This window comes from Rhodococcoides fascians NBRC 12155 = LMG 3623 (genome assembly GCF_001894785.1).
In the GTDB taxonomy this organism is placed as follows: Bacteria; Actinomycetota; Actinomycetes; order Mycobacteriales; family Mycobacteriaceae; genus Rhodococcoides; species Rhodococcoides fascians.
On the sequence record NZ_BCWW01000001.1, the window covers coordinates 251,307 to 265,645 of the forward strand.

14 protein-coding genes are annotated in these 14,339 nt (G+C 65.6%); 5 read left to right on the forward strand and 9 right to left on the reverse strand.

The genetic code is table 11. The annotated features are described in order from the left end of the window. Positions 1-14: 14 nt before the first annotated feature. A complete protein-coding gene (locus RFA01S_RS01280) occupies positions 15-1,646 on the forward strand; it encodes an alpha/beta hydrolase (protein WP_052060780.1) in 1,632 nt (543 codons plus the stop codon). Here RFA01S_RS01280 and RFA01S_RS01285 read toward each other — a convergent pair. Continuing rightward, positions 1,635-2,024 (reverse strand): hypothetical protein, encoded by a 390-nt coding sequence (locus RFA01S_RS01285; protein WP_032400889.1) that lies wholly within the window; start codon positions 2,022-2,024, stop codon positions 1,635-1,637. The genes RFA01S_RS01280 and RFA01S_RS01285 overlap by 12 nt on opposite strands. 82 nt (positions 2,025-2,106) lie before the next feature. Between RFA01S_RS01285 and RFA01S_RS01290 the strand changes: the two genes are divergently transcribed. After that, positions 2,107-2,643, forward strand: coding sequence for a peptidylprolyl isomerase (locus RFA01S_RS01290; RefSeq protein WP_094621787.1), 537 nt, complete (start codon positions 2,107-2,109; stop codon positions 2,641-2,643). A 24-nt stretch (positions 2,644-2,667) separates the two neighbouring features. Beyond that, on the forward strand, positions 2,668-3,585 hold the full coding sequence (locus tag RFA01S_RS01295) for a rhomboid family intramembrane serine protease (RefSeq protein ID WP_032407754.1): 918 nt from the start codon (positions 2,668-2,670) through the stop codon (positions 3,583-3,585). An 85-nt stretch (positions 3,586-3,670) separates the two neighbouring features. On the opposite strand, the gene RFA01S_RS01300 is transcribed toward RFA01S_RS01295, so the two are convergent. Together RFA01S_RS01300 and crgA are read right to left on the reverse strand one after the other, a co-directional pair. Further along, positions 3,671-4,156, reverse strand: a complete 486-nt coding sequence (locus tag RFA01S_RS01300; RefSeq protein ID WP_052060781.1) for a PH domain-containing protein — start codon at positions 4,154-4,156, stop codon at positions 3,671-3,673. 36 nt (positions 4,157-4,192) lie between these two features. Beyond that, positions 4,193-4,456, reverse strand: a complete 264-nt coding sequence (gene crgA, locus RFA01S_RS01305) for a cell division protein CrgA (RefSeq protein ID WP_027494985.1) — start codon at positions 4,454-4,456, stop codon at positions 4,193-4,195. Positions 4,457-4,659: 203 nt separating this feature from the next. Here crgA and RFA01S_RS01310 point away from each other — a divergent pair, with 203 nt between their 5' ends. Both RFA01S_RS01310 and RFA01S_RS01315 read left to right on the forward strand, forming a co-directional pair. Next, on the forward strand, positions 4,660-5,406 hold the full coding sequence (locus tag RFA01S_RS01310; protein ID WP_032367617.1) for a DUF881 domain-containing protein: 747 nt from the start codon (positions 4,660-4,662) through the stop codon (positions 5,404-5,406). Between the two features lie 13 nt (positions 5,407-5,419). Then, positions 5,420-6,061, forward strand: coding sequence for an aminodeoxychorismate/anthranilate synthase component II (locus RFA01S_RS01315; protein ID WP_032407755.1), 642 nt, complete (start codon positions 5,420-5,422; stop codon positions 6,059-6,061). A gap of 3 nt (positions 6,062-6,064) precedes the next feature. Here RFA01S_RS01315 and pknB read toward each other — a convergent pair whose 3' ends face one another. Genes pknB through RFA01S_RS01345 form a run of 6 tightly spaced genes read right to left on the reverse strand, consistent with a single transcriptional unit; the run spans position 6,065 to position 14,220 of the window. Continuing rightward, the gene (gene pknB, locus RFA01S_RS01320) at positions 6,065-7,999 is read right to left on the reverse strand and encodes a Stk1 family PASTA domain-containing Ser/Thr kinase (protein ID WP_032371410.1); all 1,935 of its coding nucleotides are present in this window, start codon (positions 7,997-7,999) and stop codon (positions 6,065-6,067) included. After that, positions 7,996-9,372, reverse strand: coding sequence for a serine/threonine-protein kinase (locus RFA01S_RS01325; RefSeq protein WP_032407756.1), 1,377 nt, complete (start codon positions 9,370-9,372; stop codon positions 7,996-7,998). The genes pknB and RFA01S_RS01325 overlap by 4 nt, the downstream gene beginning before the upstream one ends. 6 nt (positions 9,373-9,378) lie before the next feature. Beyond that, positions 9,379-10,863, reverse strand: coding sequence for a peptidoglycan D,D-transpeptidase FtsI family protein (locus RFA01S_RS01330; protein ID WP_032367613.1), 1,485 nt, complete (start codon positions 10,861-10,863; stop codon positions 9,379-9,381). Next, positions 10,860-12,317 (reverse strand): FtsW/RodA/SpoVE family cell cycle protein, encoded by a 1,458-nt coding sequence (locus RFA01S_RS01335; RefSeq protein WP_027494979.1) that lies wholly within the window; start codon positions 12,315-12,317, stop codon positions 10,860-10,862. The genes RFA01S_RS01330 and RFA01S_RS01335 overlap by 4 nt, the downstream gene beginning before the upstream one ends. After that, entirely contained in the window at positions 12,314-13,759 is a 1,446-nt protein-coding gene (locus RFA01S_RS01340) for a PP2C family protein-serine/threonine phosphatase (protein WP_032385262.1), read from the reverse strand. Before RFA01S_RS01340 ends, RFA01S_RS01335 begins: the two co-directional genes overlap by 4 nt. Further along, positions 13,756-14,220: an FHA domain-containing protein FhaB/FipA gene (locus RFA01S_RS01345; protein WP_027494977.1), complete on the reverse strand. Its 465-nt coding sequence runs from the start codon at positions 14,218-14,220 to the stop codon at positions 13,756-13,758. The genes RFA01S_RS01340 and RFA01S_RS01345 overlap by 4 nt, the downstream gene beginning before the upstream one ends. Between the last annotated feature and the right edge of the window lie 119 nt (positions 14,221-14,339).

Here is a 14,339-nt window from a genome sequence, read left to right on the forward strand (position 1 = left end):
GCGGGGGGATTGCGATGGTCACGCTCGATGACGTCAGATCATGGGACAGTCAGGCGCTGACCGCCGTCTCGAATCGGTTCATGCACAGTTGGCGTGAATTGACCGCCGTGCACAGCTCACTGCTGGAGACCGTCGTCGACGACGGATGGCAGGGCCCCGCGGCAACGGCATACCGAGATGCCATCGGAGCTCTCCGTGCGCAGGTGGGGAACTGTGCGACGGAGCTACTGCGGGTAGCGCTGTGCACCGGTCCGGCGGCCATCGACATGGCCGGACTCGTCTCGGCGCTGACCGCTGTGGAAGCGGACGCCGCGCGCGAGCACTTCGATATCCGACGCGACGGTTCGGTGACCGACGTGCTGACGTCGTATTCGGTTGCGCAGCACGACTTGTCGTCGACCATTCGCGATCGGCGTCGCCGTTGCACCGAGTTGGCCGAACGCATCACCCAACTGATGCGAGCCGCGACCGCGTTCGACGACGATCTTGCCCGACGCCTCGCCGGCGACATCTCACCGGGAAAACTGACCACGGCAGGGGTATCGGTAGTGCCGGTCGACGGGAGCCCGGCCACGAATGCGGCGTTCTGGAGCGCTCTCTCGCCCGCCGAGCGCACTCGGCTGCTCGTCGAGCACCCGGCTCTCATCGGCAATCTCGACGGATTACCGGGTCGAATTCGGGATTCAGCGAACCGTCGGGTACTTGCCAGTGAGCGCCTCCGACTGCAGGCTGTGGCGGGTGAACTCGGAAACCAATTGCAGGACAACATTTTCGGAGGATTATTCAGTGATGCTGACGCCGGCTTGGAACAGACGCGAACACGGTTGAGTTCGCTCGACGCGATCGAGAGCACTCTGGCGCAGGGTGACAGGCAACTGTTGGCGCTCGACAATTCGACGTATGCGGAGACCACTGCCACGATTGCGATAGGTGACGTCGACACGGCAACACACGTGGCGGTGTTCGTACCCGGCCTCGGCTCGACCGTCCACGGAGACGCGGTACGTTACGACGGCGACCTGGAAGATCTCAAAACTACTGTGGAGCAGACATTGTCGGAGGATCCGACGCCCACCGTCGCAGCCGTGACGTGGATGAACTACCAGGCACCACAGCTGGGATGGGGCCTGCTCGATCCAGATCGGACCGTCGTATCCGATGCAGCAGCGCACGCAGGGGCGACGCGATTGGTGCCCTTTCTGGAGGGCCTCGACGTGGCCCGGTCGAACGATCCACATCTGTCGGTGCTCGCACACTCGTACGGATCACTGACCGCAGCCGCTGCCCTGCACGAGAGCACCGGCGTCGACGAGTTCGTGGCCCTCGGATCACCTGGCCTCGGCACCGACAGTGTGACCGACCTACAGGTTCCCGACGGTCACGTTTTCGCGGCGGAGGCGCGCGGGGACATCGTTGCCGACATCGGTGCCTTCGGTCGCGATCCCGGCACACTCGATGGAGTGACCCAACTGGCGACCGACGAGGGCGACGGGCGTCCGGGCACGACAGGTCACGGCGACTACCTCACGGACGGTTCGAGCGTCGAACACAACGTCGCGCTGGTCGTCGCCGGCCGGGGTGACGATGCAGAAAGCAGGCCCCGGCCGGGCCTGTTCGATCTACTACAGAAGCTTCTATACCTGTGACGTCGACTCGTCTTCGTAATCGACCAGGCTGGGCGGCGTATCTGCGGGCGGCGGCACCTCGTGGCGGCGACGGCTGAGGTAGAACACGACACCTCCGACGACGACAGCGGCAGCTCCGAGCGCCAGGACGCGACGCTTGTTTCCCGGTGTCCGATCAGTCGTGAGAGCTGCCTTGGTCAGATCGGCCCGGGCAATGCGCTCGGCGGTTGCCGCGCGACGCTGCGCAGCCTGCTTACGCGCCAGACCGTAGCCGCGTTTGGCGAGCAACAGGCCCACTCCGGCAGGGCCCTTGCTCACGACGGAAGCGGCACCGAGCAGCGTCGACGCCGCCGTACCGGTGGAGGAGTGAACCCGCTCGGTTTTCGTTGTGCTCGTCATGCCCACACTGTTCCACAACAGCGCCCCGATCGACCCTCCCGATACACCACCTGTGAACTACCCGGTCGCTCGAGATGGCACGATGGTGAGCGTGACTTCACCAAACAAGACCCAAACGGCAACGCTGCACACCAACCGCGGCGACATCGTCATCGAACTGTTCGGCAATCACGCCCCCAAGACCGTCGCGAACTTCGTCGGTCTCGCGGACGGGTCGAAGGAATACACGACGCAGAACGCGTCGGGTGCCAAGACCGGACCGTTCTACGACGGCGCAGTCTTCCACCGCGTCATCGACGGTTTCATGATCCAGGGCGGCGACCCGACCGGAACCGGCACCGGCGGACCGGGCTACAAGTTCGAGGACGAGTTCCACCCGGAGCTCTCCTTCGACCGCCCGTACCTGCTGGCCATGGCCAACGCAGGCCCCGGCACCAACGGCTCGCAGTTCTTCATCACCACCGGCAAGACCCCGCACCTCAACCGCAAGCACAGCATCTTCGGTGAGGTCACCGACGAGGCGTCCAAGAAGGTCGTCGACGCCATCTCGAGCACGCAGGTCGGCCGCGGCGATCGCCCGGTGGAAGAGGTCGTCATCAACAGCATCACCATCGCCTGATTCGGTTGTAGAAGGAATTACACGATGACAAACCCCGGCTGGGGTGGCGCGTACGGCGACCAGCCCAACCCACCCCAGTCGGTGTGCGTCAGACATCCCGATCGCCCGACCGGCCTGGCCTGCTCTCGATGCGGCCGGCCCGCGTGCCCACAGTGCCTGCAGCCCGCGGCCGTCGGGCAACACTGTGTCGACTGTGTTCGCGACGGCAACAAGAACGTCCGGACCGCACGTACGGTCGCCGGCGCGCCGATGACACGCACCGCCAAGACACCCCTGACCTTCGCGCTGATCGCGATCAACGTCGTGATCTTCGGCATCACCGCCGCTCAATCCGGCGACCTCATGAGCAATTTCCGCGGATCCTCGCTGGCCGACGCCTGGGCACTGAACAGTCTGCTGGTCGCGGACGGCGATGTGTGGCGCCTCCTCAGCAGCGGGTTCATCCACATAGGACCCATTCACCTGCTGGTGAACATGTTCGCCCTCTACATCATCGGCCGAGACGTCGAACTGGTGCTGGGCCGCAGCCGCTATCTCGCCGTCTACTTCCTGTCGCTGCTCGGTGGCAGTGCATCGGTCATGCTGTTCGAGAACCCTCTCGCAGCCACCGCCGGCGCGTCGGGTGCCGTATTCGGATTGCTCGGTGCGCAGGCCGTCATTCTGCTGCGACTCAAGCGCTCCCCGACCCCGGTCCTGATCGTGATCGCTCTGAACATCTTCATCAGCATCTCCATCCCCAGCATCTCGCTGTGGGGCCACATGGGCGGACTGGTCGCCGGAGCGGCAGCCACCGCCGGATTGGTGTTCCTACCCAACCGCAACAGCGCGCAGCCTCGTGCCGGGATATCCCTCGCCTGGCTCTCCGTGGCCGCAGTAGCCCTGATTGCCCTGGGTACCATCGCGGTCCGAGTCCTCGACCTCCGCGCGCAGATGGGCCTCTGAAGTCCACTAAATGTGCCATTGACCCCCGAAAAGGCCACTGAACGTCACATTGAGTACCCCGGAGGGGGTCGGGGACGGTGGGCGGTCAGTTGTTCGGCGGCACCAGACCGTAGGTGTCGAGTACCTCGAACACGTCGCGTGGGTCGGCTCCCAGGTCCCACCGACCGAAGATGATGAGTCGATCGTCGTCCTCGTCGGGTGGGCGGACGTCCAGTTCGAGCATCGGCACTCGTCGTCCCAGTCTCGGGTAGCGGACCACTTTGATTTGGACGATGTCGGCGCGCGAGTACGTACGTGTGCCGGTGAGTCGTTTCATCACCAGGGAGCCGTCGGGTGTGATGGCGAGTCGGGGGCGTTGTGCGGCCGCGAGGGCTGCCATCACCCAGGTTCCGACGGCGGCGAGTCCGACGAGGAAGGTTCCGGCGGCGTCCGAGGAGGCGAGGACGGCACCGATGGCGAGTGCGATACCGCCTGCCACCAGCGCGCCGACGGCTACGGCCGGCGTCGCCCATCGGTGTTCGTACACACCCTGTGGATGGTCGGAAAAGTTATCCACAGGGTTTATCCACATTGGGGATGAATGACATGGGTGTAACTCGGCCGCCTCTCAGCGCCATCGCATGGTCATGACGAGGCCGACGACCATGAAGCCGAATCCGATGAGGAAGTTGTACGCACCGAGGTTGCCGATGAACGAGATGTCTTCCTGGGCCAGGTAGTACACGATCAGCCACAGCAGCCCTACCAGCATGAATCCGAGCATCAGGACCACGTACCAGACCGGCGACGGGCCGGCGTTGACCTTTACCGGCGTGCGGTTGGCCGGGTTGATCGTGTAGTCGTTCTTCTTCCGTACCTTCGACTTCGGCATTGCGTCCTCTTCGTGTTCTTGACGGTCATCGGCGTGCGCCGTGCCTGTGGACAACTGACGGTGACAACCTGTGGATCGATCGGGTTGCGTGCATCCCCAGGTTATTGTCTCCCGGAGAGCCGTGGTGGTCATCCACCCGGTTTGTAGTACACGCTAACTCAGATCAGCGCAGCACCGACCTACCGAACAGTGGCGAGCACTCTGTGAGACGACGATCGACCGATTCCTCCGAGACCCGATGGTGGGTGCTCGCTGTGGCGGTGTGCGCTGTGGTCGGTCTGCTGCTCGGAACCACGAGGCATGCCTCGGACGGCAACGAGTTGCGGGGCGGCGATACGACACGGCTCGCCGATCTGGTCGATTCGGCCCAGAGAAGCAGCGACGATGCGCTGCGCAGTAGAGATGCGCTGGAGCAGCAGGTCGATCTCCTGCAGCAGCGTACGGCGGCGGGCGACTCCGAGGTGGCCGACGCGTTGGCCCGGGTCGACGCCCTCTCGGACGCGGCGGGTCGGGAGGAGGCGTCCGGCACGGGGTTGACGGTGACGATGGCCGACGCTCCACGCGGTCCCGACGGGTCGTATGCGTCCGACGCGTCTCCGGACGACCTGGTGGTTCATCAGGTCGACGTGCAGAGTGTCCTCAACGCCCTGTGGGCCGGTGGTGCGTCGGCGATGGCGATGCAGGATCAGCGTCTGGTGGCGTCGTCGGCACCGCGGTGTATCGGGAACACGCTGCTACTGGGCGGCCGGACGTACAGTCCGCCGTACGTGATGACGGCTCTCGGCGACCCGGATCGACTGCGGGCGGCGCTGGACAACGAGCCCGGGGTGCGGCTGTACGAGCAGTATGCGCTGCGCTATGGCCTCCGCTACGAGGTCGCGGCCTATCAGAACCTCTCGGTTCCGGCGTACACCGAATCGGTGCGCATGCGTTTCGCGGAGCCGCGCTGAGTACGCTGTCGACATGCGCATTCTCGTCGTCGACAACTACGACAGCTTCGTCTTCAACCTCGTCCAGTACCTGGGCCAGTTGAACGCCGAGGTCGAGGTGTGGCGCAACGACGACGAGCGACTCGCCGATCGCGACGCTGTCGCCGCGGAGTTCGACGGCATTCTGCTCAGCCCGGGCCCGGGAACCCCGCAGCGCGCCGGGGCCACGATGGACCTGGTTTCGGCGAGCGCGCGGGCCGGAACCCCGCTGCTCGGTGTGTGTCTGGGCCATCAGGCCATCGGAGCCGCGTTCGGTGCCACGGTCGAGAGGGCCCCGGAGTTGCTGCACGGTAAGACCAGCCTCGTCCATCACACCGGCGTCGGCGTCCTGGAGGGGATGGGCGAGCCGTTCACGGCCACCCGCTATCACTCGCTGACCGTCCGCGAGGACACCATCCCCGCGGAGCTCGAGATCATCGGCCGTACCGAATCCGGTCTGGTGATGGCCATGAGGCACACCGAGCTACCCATTCACGGCGTGCAGTTCCATCCGGAGTCCATCCTCACCGAGGGCGGGCACCGGATGCTGGCCAACTGGCTCGCAGTGTGCGGTATGCCCACCGATTCCGGTTTGGTGGGAACCCTGGAGGCGCAGGTCGCCGAGGCCTTCGCCTGATCGCTAACGCCCGGGGATACCCAGGGCACCGATGCTGATCGTGACTGTGTCGGACTTGCTGATCTCGGACCCTGCCGGCTGCGTCTGATTCACCACTCGCCCGACCATCAACGGATCCAGCGTCGCTTCCCTTGTCGCCGTCAGTTCCGCTGCCGTGCCCGTCCAGCCGGCCGACTGCAGCGCGGCCAACGCCTGTGCCTCGGTCAGACCGGCGAGGTCGGGCATGGGGATCTTGTCGCCGTTCGACACGCGCAGCGTGACCACGGTGTTCTCGGTGACATTGGTGCCGCCCACGGGGTCTGTGGAGACGACCTGACCCGTCGGCTGTCCCGAGTCGATGTTCTGCACCTGGACGCGCAGTCCGGCTCCCTCGACGTTCGGCTGCGCCACGTTCACGAGTTGCCCCACGACGTCGGGCATCCGCACCTGCGCCGGCCCGGTGCCCAGGGTGATGCGAACCTGCGAGTTCGCGTTCATGCTCACGCCCGAGGACGGATTCTGCTCGACGACCTTGTCGAGGTTCTCGGGTGACGACGGAGCACGGGCGACGGTGGCATCGAGCTGGAGGCCCACCTCGTTCAGTGCATCCGACGCCTGCTGCTGGGTGAGGCCGGTCAGTCGAGGAACCTGCACCTGCTGCGGTCCCGAGGACACGTCGAGCTGGATGTTCCCCGGCGATTCGGTCTGTGATCCGGCCGCCGGATTGGTGCCGATGGCCGAGCCTTCCGGAATCGCCGCGTCGGGCTTCTCCTGGATGCTCACTCGCAGGCCGGCTTCTTCGAGTTGACGCTGTGCCTCGTCTGCGGACAGTCCTACTACGGTGGGCACGGCGACGGTCTTGGGGTCGGCACCGGGACCGAGCGACCACAGGAAGGCACCGACGATAGCGACGACGATGATCGCGGCCGCCGAGATCAACGCGATCTTGAGGCCGCGGCGGTTCTTCGGTTCGTCGTAGTCCTCCGTGTGGCGTGACGACCGAGGTGCCGCGGTAGCGGCGGGCTTGTCCTTGCCGGAGAAATCGGCCTGACGGGAATCGACGGAGCCGAGGATGGTGGTTCGATCCTCGTCGTTCATCACCATGGGCGCACTCGGGCGCTGTCCACCCAGAACGCGGACCAGGTCGGTACGCATCTCGGCGGCGCTCTGGTAGCGATTGGCCGGGTTCTTGGCCATTGCCTTGAGGATGATCGAGTCGAGTTCGCGCGGGACGGTGTCGTTGACCAGCGACGGCAGCTGGGGGTCTTCACGGACGTGCTGGTAGGCGACGGCGACCGGCGAATCCCCCTTGAACGGCGGCTCGCCGGTCAGGATCTCGAACAGCACGCAGCCGAGCGAGTAGACGTCCGAACGCGCATCGACCTGTTCCCCGCGGGCCTGCTCGGGCGAGAGGTACTGCGCGGTTCCGATGACGGCGGCAGTCTGAGTCATCGGCGAGGACGAGTCGGCGATGGCACGGGCGATGCCGAAGTCCATCACCTTCACCGCGCCGGCGTTGTTGATCATGATGTTGGCGGGTTTGACGTCGCGGTGCACGATGCCGTTGCGGTGGCTGAAATCGAGCGCAGCACAGACGTCGGCGATGACCTCCATGGCCCGACGCGGCTCCATGGGTCCTTCGGCGCGCACGATGTCGCGCAGGGTGTCGCCGTCGACGTATTCCATGACGATGAACGGGAGCGGACCGGCTTCGGTCTCCGCTTCACCGGTGTCGTAGACGGCGACGATGGCGGGGTGATTGAGCGCAGCAGCGTTCTGTGCCTCACGTCGGAACCTGAGATAGAACGTGGGGTCGCGAGCGAGGTCGGCGCGCAGAACCTTGATGGCGACGTCACGATCGAGTCGGGTGTCCCGAGCGAGGTGAACCTCGGACATACCGCCGAAACCGAGTATCTCGCCCAGCTCGTAGCGAGAGGAGAGCGTACGGGGAGTCGTCATCGTTGTCCTTGTGGTGCTTGCGGGAACGGAATCTCGATCAGCGGCCTGCGAGTCGTCGTCTGGGTGGGCTGCGCCGAGGTCGTCGTGCTCTCTTCGGTGGTCGTCGGCTCCTCCGAGGTGGTGGTGGTCGTCGTGGTGGTGGTGGTCGTTTCTTCGGTGGTCGTGGTTTCTTCGGTGGTGGTCGTCGGCTCGGTGGTCGTTGTGGTCGTGGTCGTCGGCTGCGTGGTGGTCGTGGGCTGCACGAACGGTGTCGGCGAGTCGTCCCTGCCACCGGTCAGCAGTACGTAACCGCCGATCAGGATGGCCAACAGCAGCAGCGCGCCGCCGCCCCAGGCCAACGCCTTCTGTGCCGAGGACATGCCGGTCTGCTCGGGAACCGCTGCAGCTGCAGTGCCGGTAGCCGGGCCCCGGTAATCCCGTTGCGAGGTCGGCATCATCTGGGTGCTCGACGGCGGAGGCGGCTGCGGGCTGGGCACGACCCCGGGCATCATGACTCTCCCGGTTCCGGTACCGCGCGAGTTGCCGGGTGCAGGCGGCCGACGGCCGGCGCGAACTGCGGCGACGGCGTCGGCGAATTCACCGCCGTTGGCGTACCGGGCGGCCGGATCCTTGACCATCGTGATCTCGATGAGCTCACGGACGGCAGAGGGTAGGTCGACCGGCATGGGTGCCGGTGCTTCGCGGACGTGTTTCATGGCGACGGTCAAGGCGCCGTCGCCCACGAAAGGCCGTGTGCCCGCGAGTACTTCGTATCCGACGACGCCGAGTGAGTAGACGTCGGATGCCGAGGTCGCCTCTTCGCCGAGGGCTTGCTCGGGAGCGATGTACTGGGCGGTGCCCATGACCATTCCGGTCTTGGTGACCGGGGAGGCGTCGACGGCCTTGGCGATGCCGAAGTCGGTGATCTTGACCTGCCCGGTGGGGGTGATCAGGATGTTGCCGGGCTTGACGTCGCGGTGGACGACCCCTGCGGTGTGCGCGATCTGCAGTGAGCGCCCGGTTTGTTCGAGCATGTCGAGGGCATGGCCGAGCGGCAGGCGCGACATGCGACCCAGCACTGCGTTGAGGGGTTCGCCGTTGACCAGTTCCATCACCAGGTAGGCGAGCGATTCGCCTGCACCGTCGCGGGTCTCGCCGTAGTCGTACACCCCGGCGATTCCGGGGTAGTTCAGCTGAGCGGTGGTACGGGCCTCGAACCTGAAGCGCTGCAAGAACTCCGGATCCTCGGAGAACTCGGCTTTGAGTACCTTCACGGCGACACGGCGGTCGAGGCGATTGTCCATCGCCTCCCAGACCTGTCCCATGCCGCCGGTGGCGATGAGGCGCAGCAGTCTGTAGCGCTGCGCGATGACGGCTCCGTTACTCAGTGGCACCGATGCTCACCTCCCCTGCAATGCGGCGGCGATGACGGCGCGGCCGATGGGTGCTGCGACCGAACCGCCGGTGGCGGCGAGGGCTCGATCTCCGCCGTCCTCGACGATGACGGCGATGGCGACCTTGGGGTCCTTCGCCGGCGCGAAACCGATGTACCACGCATGGGGCGGGGTGTTGCGAGGATCCGAACCATGTTCTGCGGTACCGGTTTTCGACGCGATCTGCACCCCGGGGATCTTGCCTTCCCCGCTGGTGTTGTTCTCGGAACCGATCATCAGATCGGTCAGGGTCGCGGCCGTGTCGGAGCTGATCGCCTCACCCATCGATTGGGGTTGGTAGCTGGACAGGTCCGACAGGTCGGGAGATTGCAACTGCTGCACCAGGTTCGGAGCCATCCGTACACCGCCGTTGGCGACGGTCGCGGCGATGACGGCGTCCTGCAGCGGGGTGAGCGCCACGTCGCGCTGACCGATGCTGGACTGGCCGAGAGCCGCGTCGTCGTCGATGGATCCGATGGTGCTGTCGGCAACGGTGAGCGGGATGCTGGTGTCCTCTCCGATACCGAACTTGGCGGCGGTCTCGCGCATCTTGTCGGCGCCGGTGTCGATGCCGAGTTCGACGAAGGCGGTGTTGCACGACCGTGCGAACGCCTCACGTAGCGAGGCGGTCTGACCGCCTCCGCACGTCGAACCGTTGTAGTTCTCGAGCGTCGTCGACGTTCCCGGAAGGGTGATGTTCGACGCGGCCGTGAGTTGATCGTCCGGGGTGGCGCCTGCTTGGAGCGCAGCGGCGGTCGTGATCACCTTGAACGTCGATCCCGGTGGGTAGGTCTGCGAGATCGCGCGGTTCACCAGCGGCTTGCCCGGATCGTCGCTCAGGTTCTCCCAGGCGGTCGACGTGGTGCTGCCGTCGTGGCTGGCCAGCAGGTTGGGGTCGTAGCTCGGCGTGCTGGCCATGGCGAGAATGTTGCCGGTGGCGGGGTCGAGGGCCACGACGGAGCCGGTGTATCCCTTGGCGGTCAGCTGGTCGTACGCCACCTGTTGGACGACCGGGTCGATGGTGGTGACGACGTTGCCGCCGCGGGGATCCCGGCCGGAGATGAGGTCGAACAGGCGTCCGCCGAACAACCGGTCGTCGGATCCGTTGAGTACCGGGTCCTCGGCGCGTTCGAGACCGGTGCTCGAGTACAGCATCGAATAGAAGCCAGTGATCGGGGCGTTGGCCTGCGGGCTCGCGGGGGAGATCGAGTTCTGCGGGTACGTGCGCAGGTACTTGTAGCGATCGTCGGTGGCAACCGACGATGCGAGAACCTGGCCACCGGCCGAGATCTGACCGCGCTGACGTGAGTACTCGTCGAGCAGAACGCGGGAGTTCCGCGGGTCGGTGCGCAGGTCGTCGGCCTTGATGACCTGAACGTAGGTCGCGTTGGCGAGCAGGGCGACCACCATCACCATGATGGCGATGGAGACGCGGCGTAGGGGGGTGTTCATGCGCGCTTCACCATTTCGGTCGGCGCCTCGGCGATCGGGGCGGCCACAGCGGGCTTCTTCTTGGGGGTCGCAGGCTCACGCGCTGCGTCGGAGATCTTGATCAGCAAGGCCACCAACAGGTAGTTCGCCAGCAACGAGGATCCTCCGTACGACATGTACGGGGTGGTCAGACCGGTCAGCGGGATGAGTTTGGTGACGCCGCCGACGACGACGAACAGCTGCACGGCGACGGTGAACGAGAGCCCGGCGGCGAGCAACTTGCCGAAGCTGTCTCGGACGGCGAGCGCAGTACGCATTCCGCGAATGACGAACAGCAGATACAGGATCAGCACTGCGGCCAAACCGATGAGGCCGAGTTCCTCGCCGACGGTGGCGATGATGAAGTCGGTCTTGGGGAACGGAACCTGCGACGGGCGACCGCTGCCGAGGCCGGTGCCGGCGAGCCCGCCGGTGGCCAGACCGAACAGCGACTGGGAAATCTGGTAGCCGGTGTCGTTGTAGTCCGCGAACGGGTCCAGCCAGGTCAGTGTCCGCACGCGCACGTGGCTGAACGCCTGGTAGGCGAAGAAGAATCCGACCATCAGCAGACCGCTGCCGATGATGATCCAGCCGACACGTTCGGTGGCGATGTAGATCATCACCAGAACGGTGCTGAAGATCAGCAGCGACGTGCCCAGGTCCTTCTCGAACACGAGCACCGCGACCGAGACGATCCACACGACGATGATGGGCCCGAGATCGCGAGCGCGCGGGAAGTCCATGCCGAGCCAGTGTTTGCCTGCCGTGGTGAACAGTTCGCGCTTGGACACCAGCAGTGACGCGAAGAAGATCAGCAGCAGAATCTTGGCGAATTCACCGGGCTGCAAACTGAAGCCGGGCAACCGAATCCAGATCTTGGATCCGTTGACCTCGGAGAACGCCGACGGCAGCAGCGCGGGAATGGCGAGAAGGATCAAGCCGGCCAGGCCGAGGGTGTACCCGTAGCGAGCCAGGGTGCGGTAGTCGCGCAGCAGCACCAGCAGTGCCACGAAGCCGGCGATGGCCAGCGTCGTCCACAGCACCTGCTGGTTGGCGTCGGGCGAGGGAATGGGGTTGCCGAGGTACTGCGCCTGTTGCTGATCGGCCAGGTCCAGTCGATGGATCAGCACCAGGCCGAGACCGTTGAGCAGCGCGACGATCGGCAGCAGCAGCGGATCCGCATAGGGGGCGAACCGTCGTACGGCCAAGTGCGCCACCGTCACCAGTGCGAGGTAGGCCAGCGCGTACTTGGCCAGGTCCCAGGTGATCGTCTGTTCCTGGCTGGCTTCGACGAGGATCAACGAGATGGTGGTGATCAGGACCGCGGCACCGAGCAGCAGCAATTCGACATTGCGACGATTCGACTGGATCGGTGCGGGAGCGAACCCACCGGGAGGACTCGGAAAGGAGCCTCCTGCGGACGGATTGGAACTCATCGAGTACCGGTCCTGCAGTTCTGGCCTGGGATCTGCGCGACGGTCGGTGTCGGCACGGCGGTAGTGGTCGGGGCAGCTTCCGGAACGGGCTCCGGCGCGGGCGGAGGCAACGGCACTCCGGGGGGCGCGATGATCGGCGTCGTCGGGGCGGGTGCGGCCGTGGTGGTCACTGCCGGCTCGGTCTCGCAGACCTCCAGTAGGTCTCCCGAGGCCAACCGTTGCACCTGACCGCGGGCGTCGTCGAGAGAGCCCGACGGGAGTCCTGCGGTCACCTGCTCGCGCGCGGCCGGCAACAGGTCGTCGATCTCGAACGGGACGCAATCGGCCGGCGCGGCGTCGGGTGCAGTCAATGTGACGCCACCGTTGTCGTCGAGGCAGCCGATCAATTCCACGCTCTGCAACGAGTACCCGAGAACGGAACCGGGGAGACCGCGCAGCACGGTGACCTTGCTGTTGTCCGCACCGACGTAGTAATTGCCCTTGATCACCGAATTGGCAACCACTACACCGATTCCGGCCAACACGATCAGGGTCAGCGCGATCAGCGACCACCGCAGCTTGTGCGACTTCTTCTCCGGTGTCACCACGGGAGCGGTCACGCGCTTGGGCGTCGTGCGCGGGGGACGCATGGCGGCGGCGCGGCCCGCTGCAGTGTTCGGCGGCGGAGCGTCTTCTTCGTCCTCGGTGCTGGCTGCGCCGCCGAGAATCGGGTGGCTCTGGCCGTAGTCGAGGTCGATGACGTCGGCGACGACGACGGTGACGTTGTCCGGGCCACCGCTGCGCAGGGCTAGTTCGATGAGGCGGTCGGCGCACGGCCCGGTCTCGCCCTCGGCGAGGGTGTTCTCGATGGTTTCGTCGCTCACGACGTCCGACAAACCGTCGGAGCACAACAGGTAGCGGTCGCCGGCACGGACCTCGCGGACGGTGAGCGTCGGCTCGATCTCGTTACCGGTCAGCGCCCTCATGATCAGTGAGCGTTGCGGGTGCGTGTGCGCCTGTTCGGCGGTGATGCGGCCTTCGTCGACCAGTGACTGGACGAACGTATCGTCGCGGGTGATCTGAGTGAGCGAGCCGTCGCGCAGCATGTAGGCACGCGAGTCACCGATGTGCACCAGACCCATTCGCTTGCCCGCGAACAGGATTGCGGTCAGCGTGGTTCCCATGCCGTCGAGTTCGGGCTCGTCTTCCACCTGGTCGGCGATGGAGGCGTTGCCCTCGCGGGTGGCGGCTTCGAGTTTGCCGAGCAGATCCTCGCCCGGTTCGTCGTCGTCGAGGTGCGCCAGCGCGGCGATCATCAACTGCGAGGCCACTTCGCCTGCGGCGTGACCGCCCATGCCGTCGGCCAGAGCCAACAGTCGCGCACCTGCGTAGACGGAGTCCTCGTTGTTGGAGCGAACGAGACCGCGATCGCTGCGGGCGGCGTAGCGGAGAACAAGGGTCACGGGCGCAACTCGATCACGGTCTTGCCGACGCGAACCGGAGTTCCCAGTGGAACGCGTACAGCGGTGGTGACCTTGGCTCGATCGAGGTAGGTGCCGTTGGTCGAGCCCAAGTCTTCGACGTACCAATCTCCGCCGCGAGGCGAGAGGCGAGCGTGCCTGGTGGACGAATAGTCGTCTGTCAGAACGAGAGTCGAATCGTCTGCGCGTCCGATCAGAACCGGCTGAGTGCCGAGCGAGATGCGCGTGCCGGCGAGGCCGCCCTGGGTCACCACGAGGTACTTCGCCACCTTCTGCTTGTTGAACGACGGGAGCACCTTCGAGCCACCGGAGTAGCGGGCGGGCACACGCATACCGGCTGCGGCATAGATGTCACTGCGCAGCGTCCGAAGAACGGCCCAGACGAAGAACCACAACAGAAGCAGAAAACCTGCCCTGGTCAGTTGCAGAATCAATCCCTGCACGACGATTCACCTCCTCCTTCGCGATCGGACCTGCATCCCCCACAATCCGACGCGGCGGCGCGACAGACATGGTTGTCTCGCAGCATCATAGGGTGCAGTCGCTCGTGTGGACGACATAC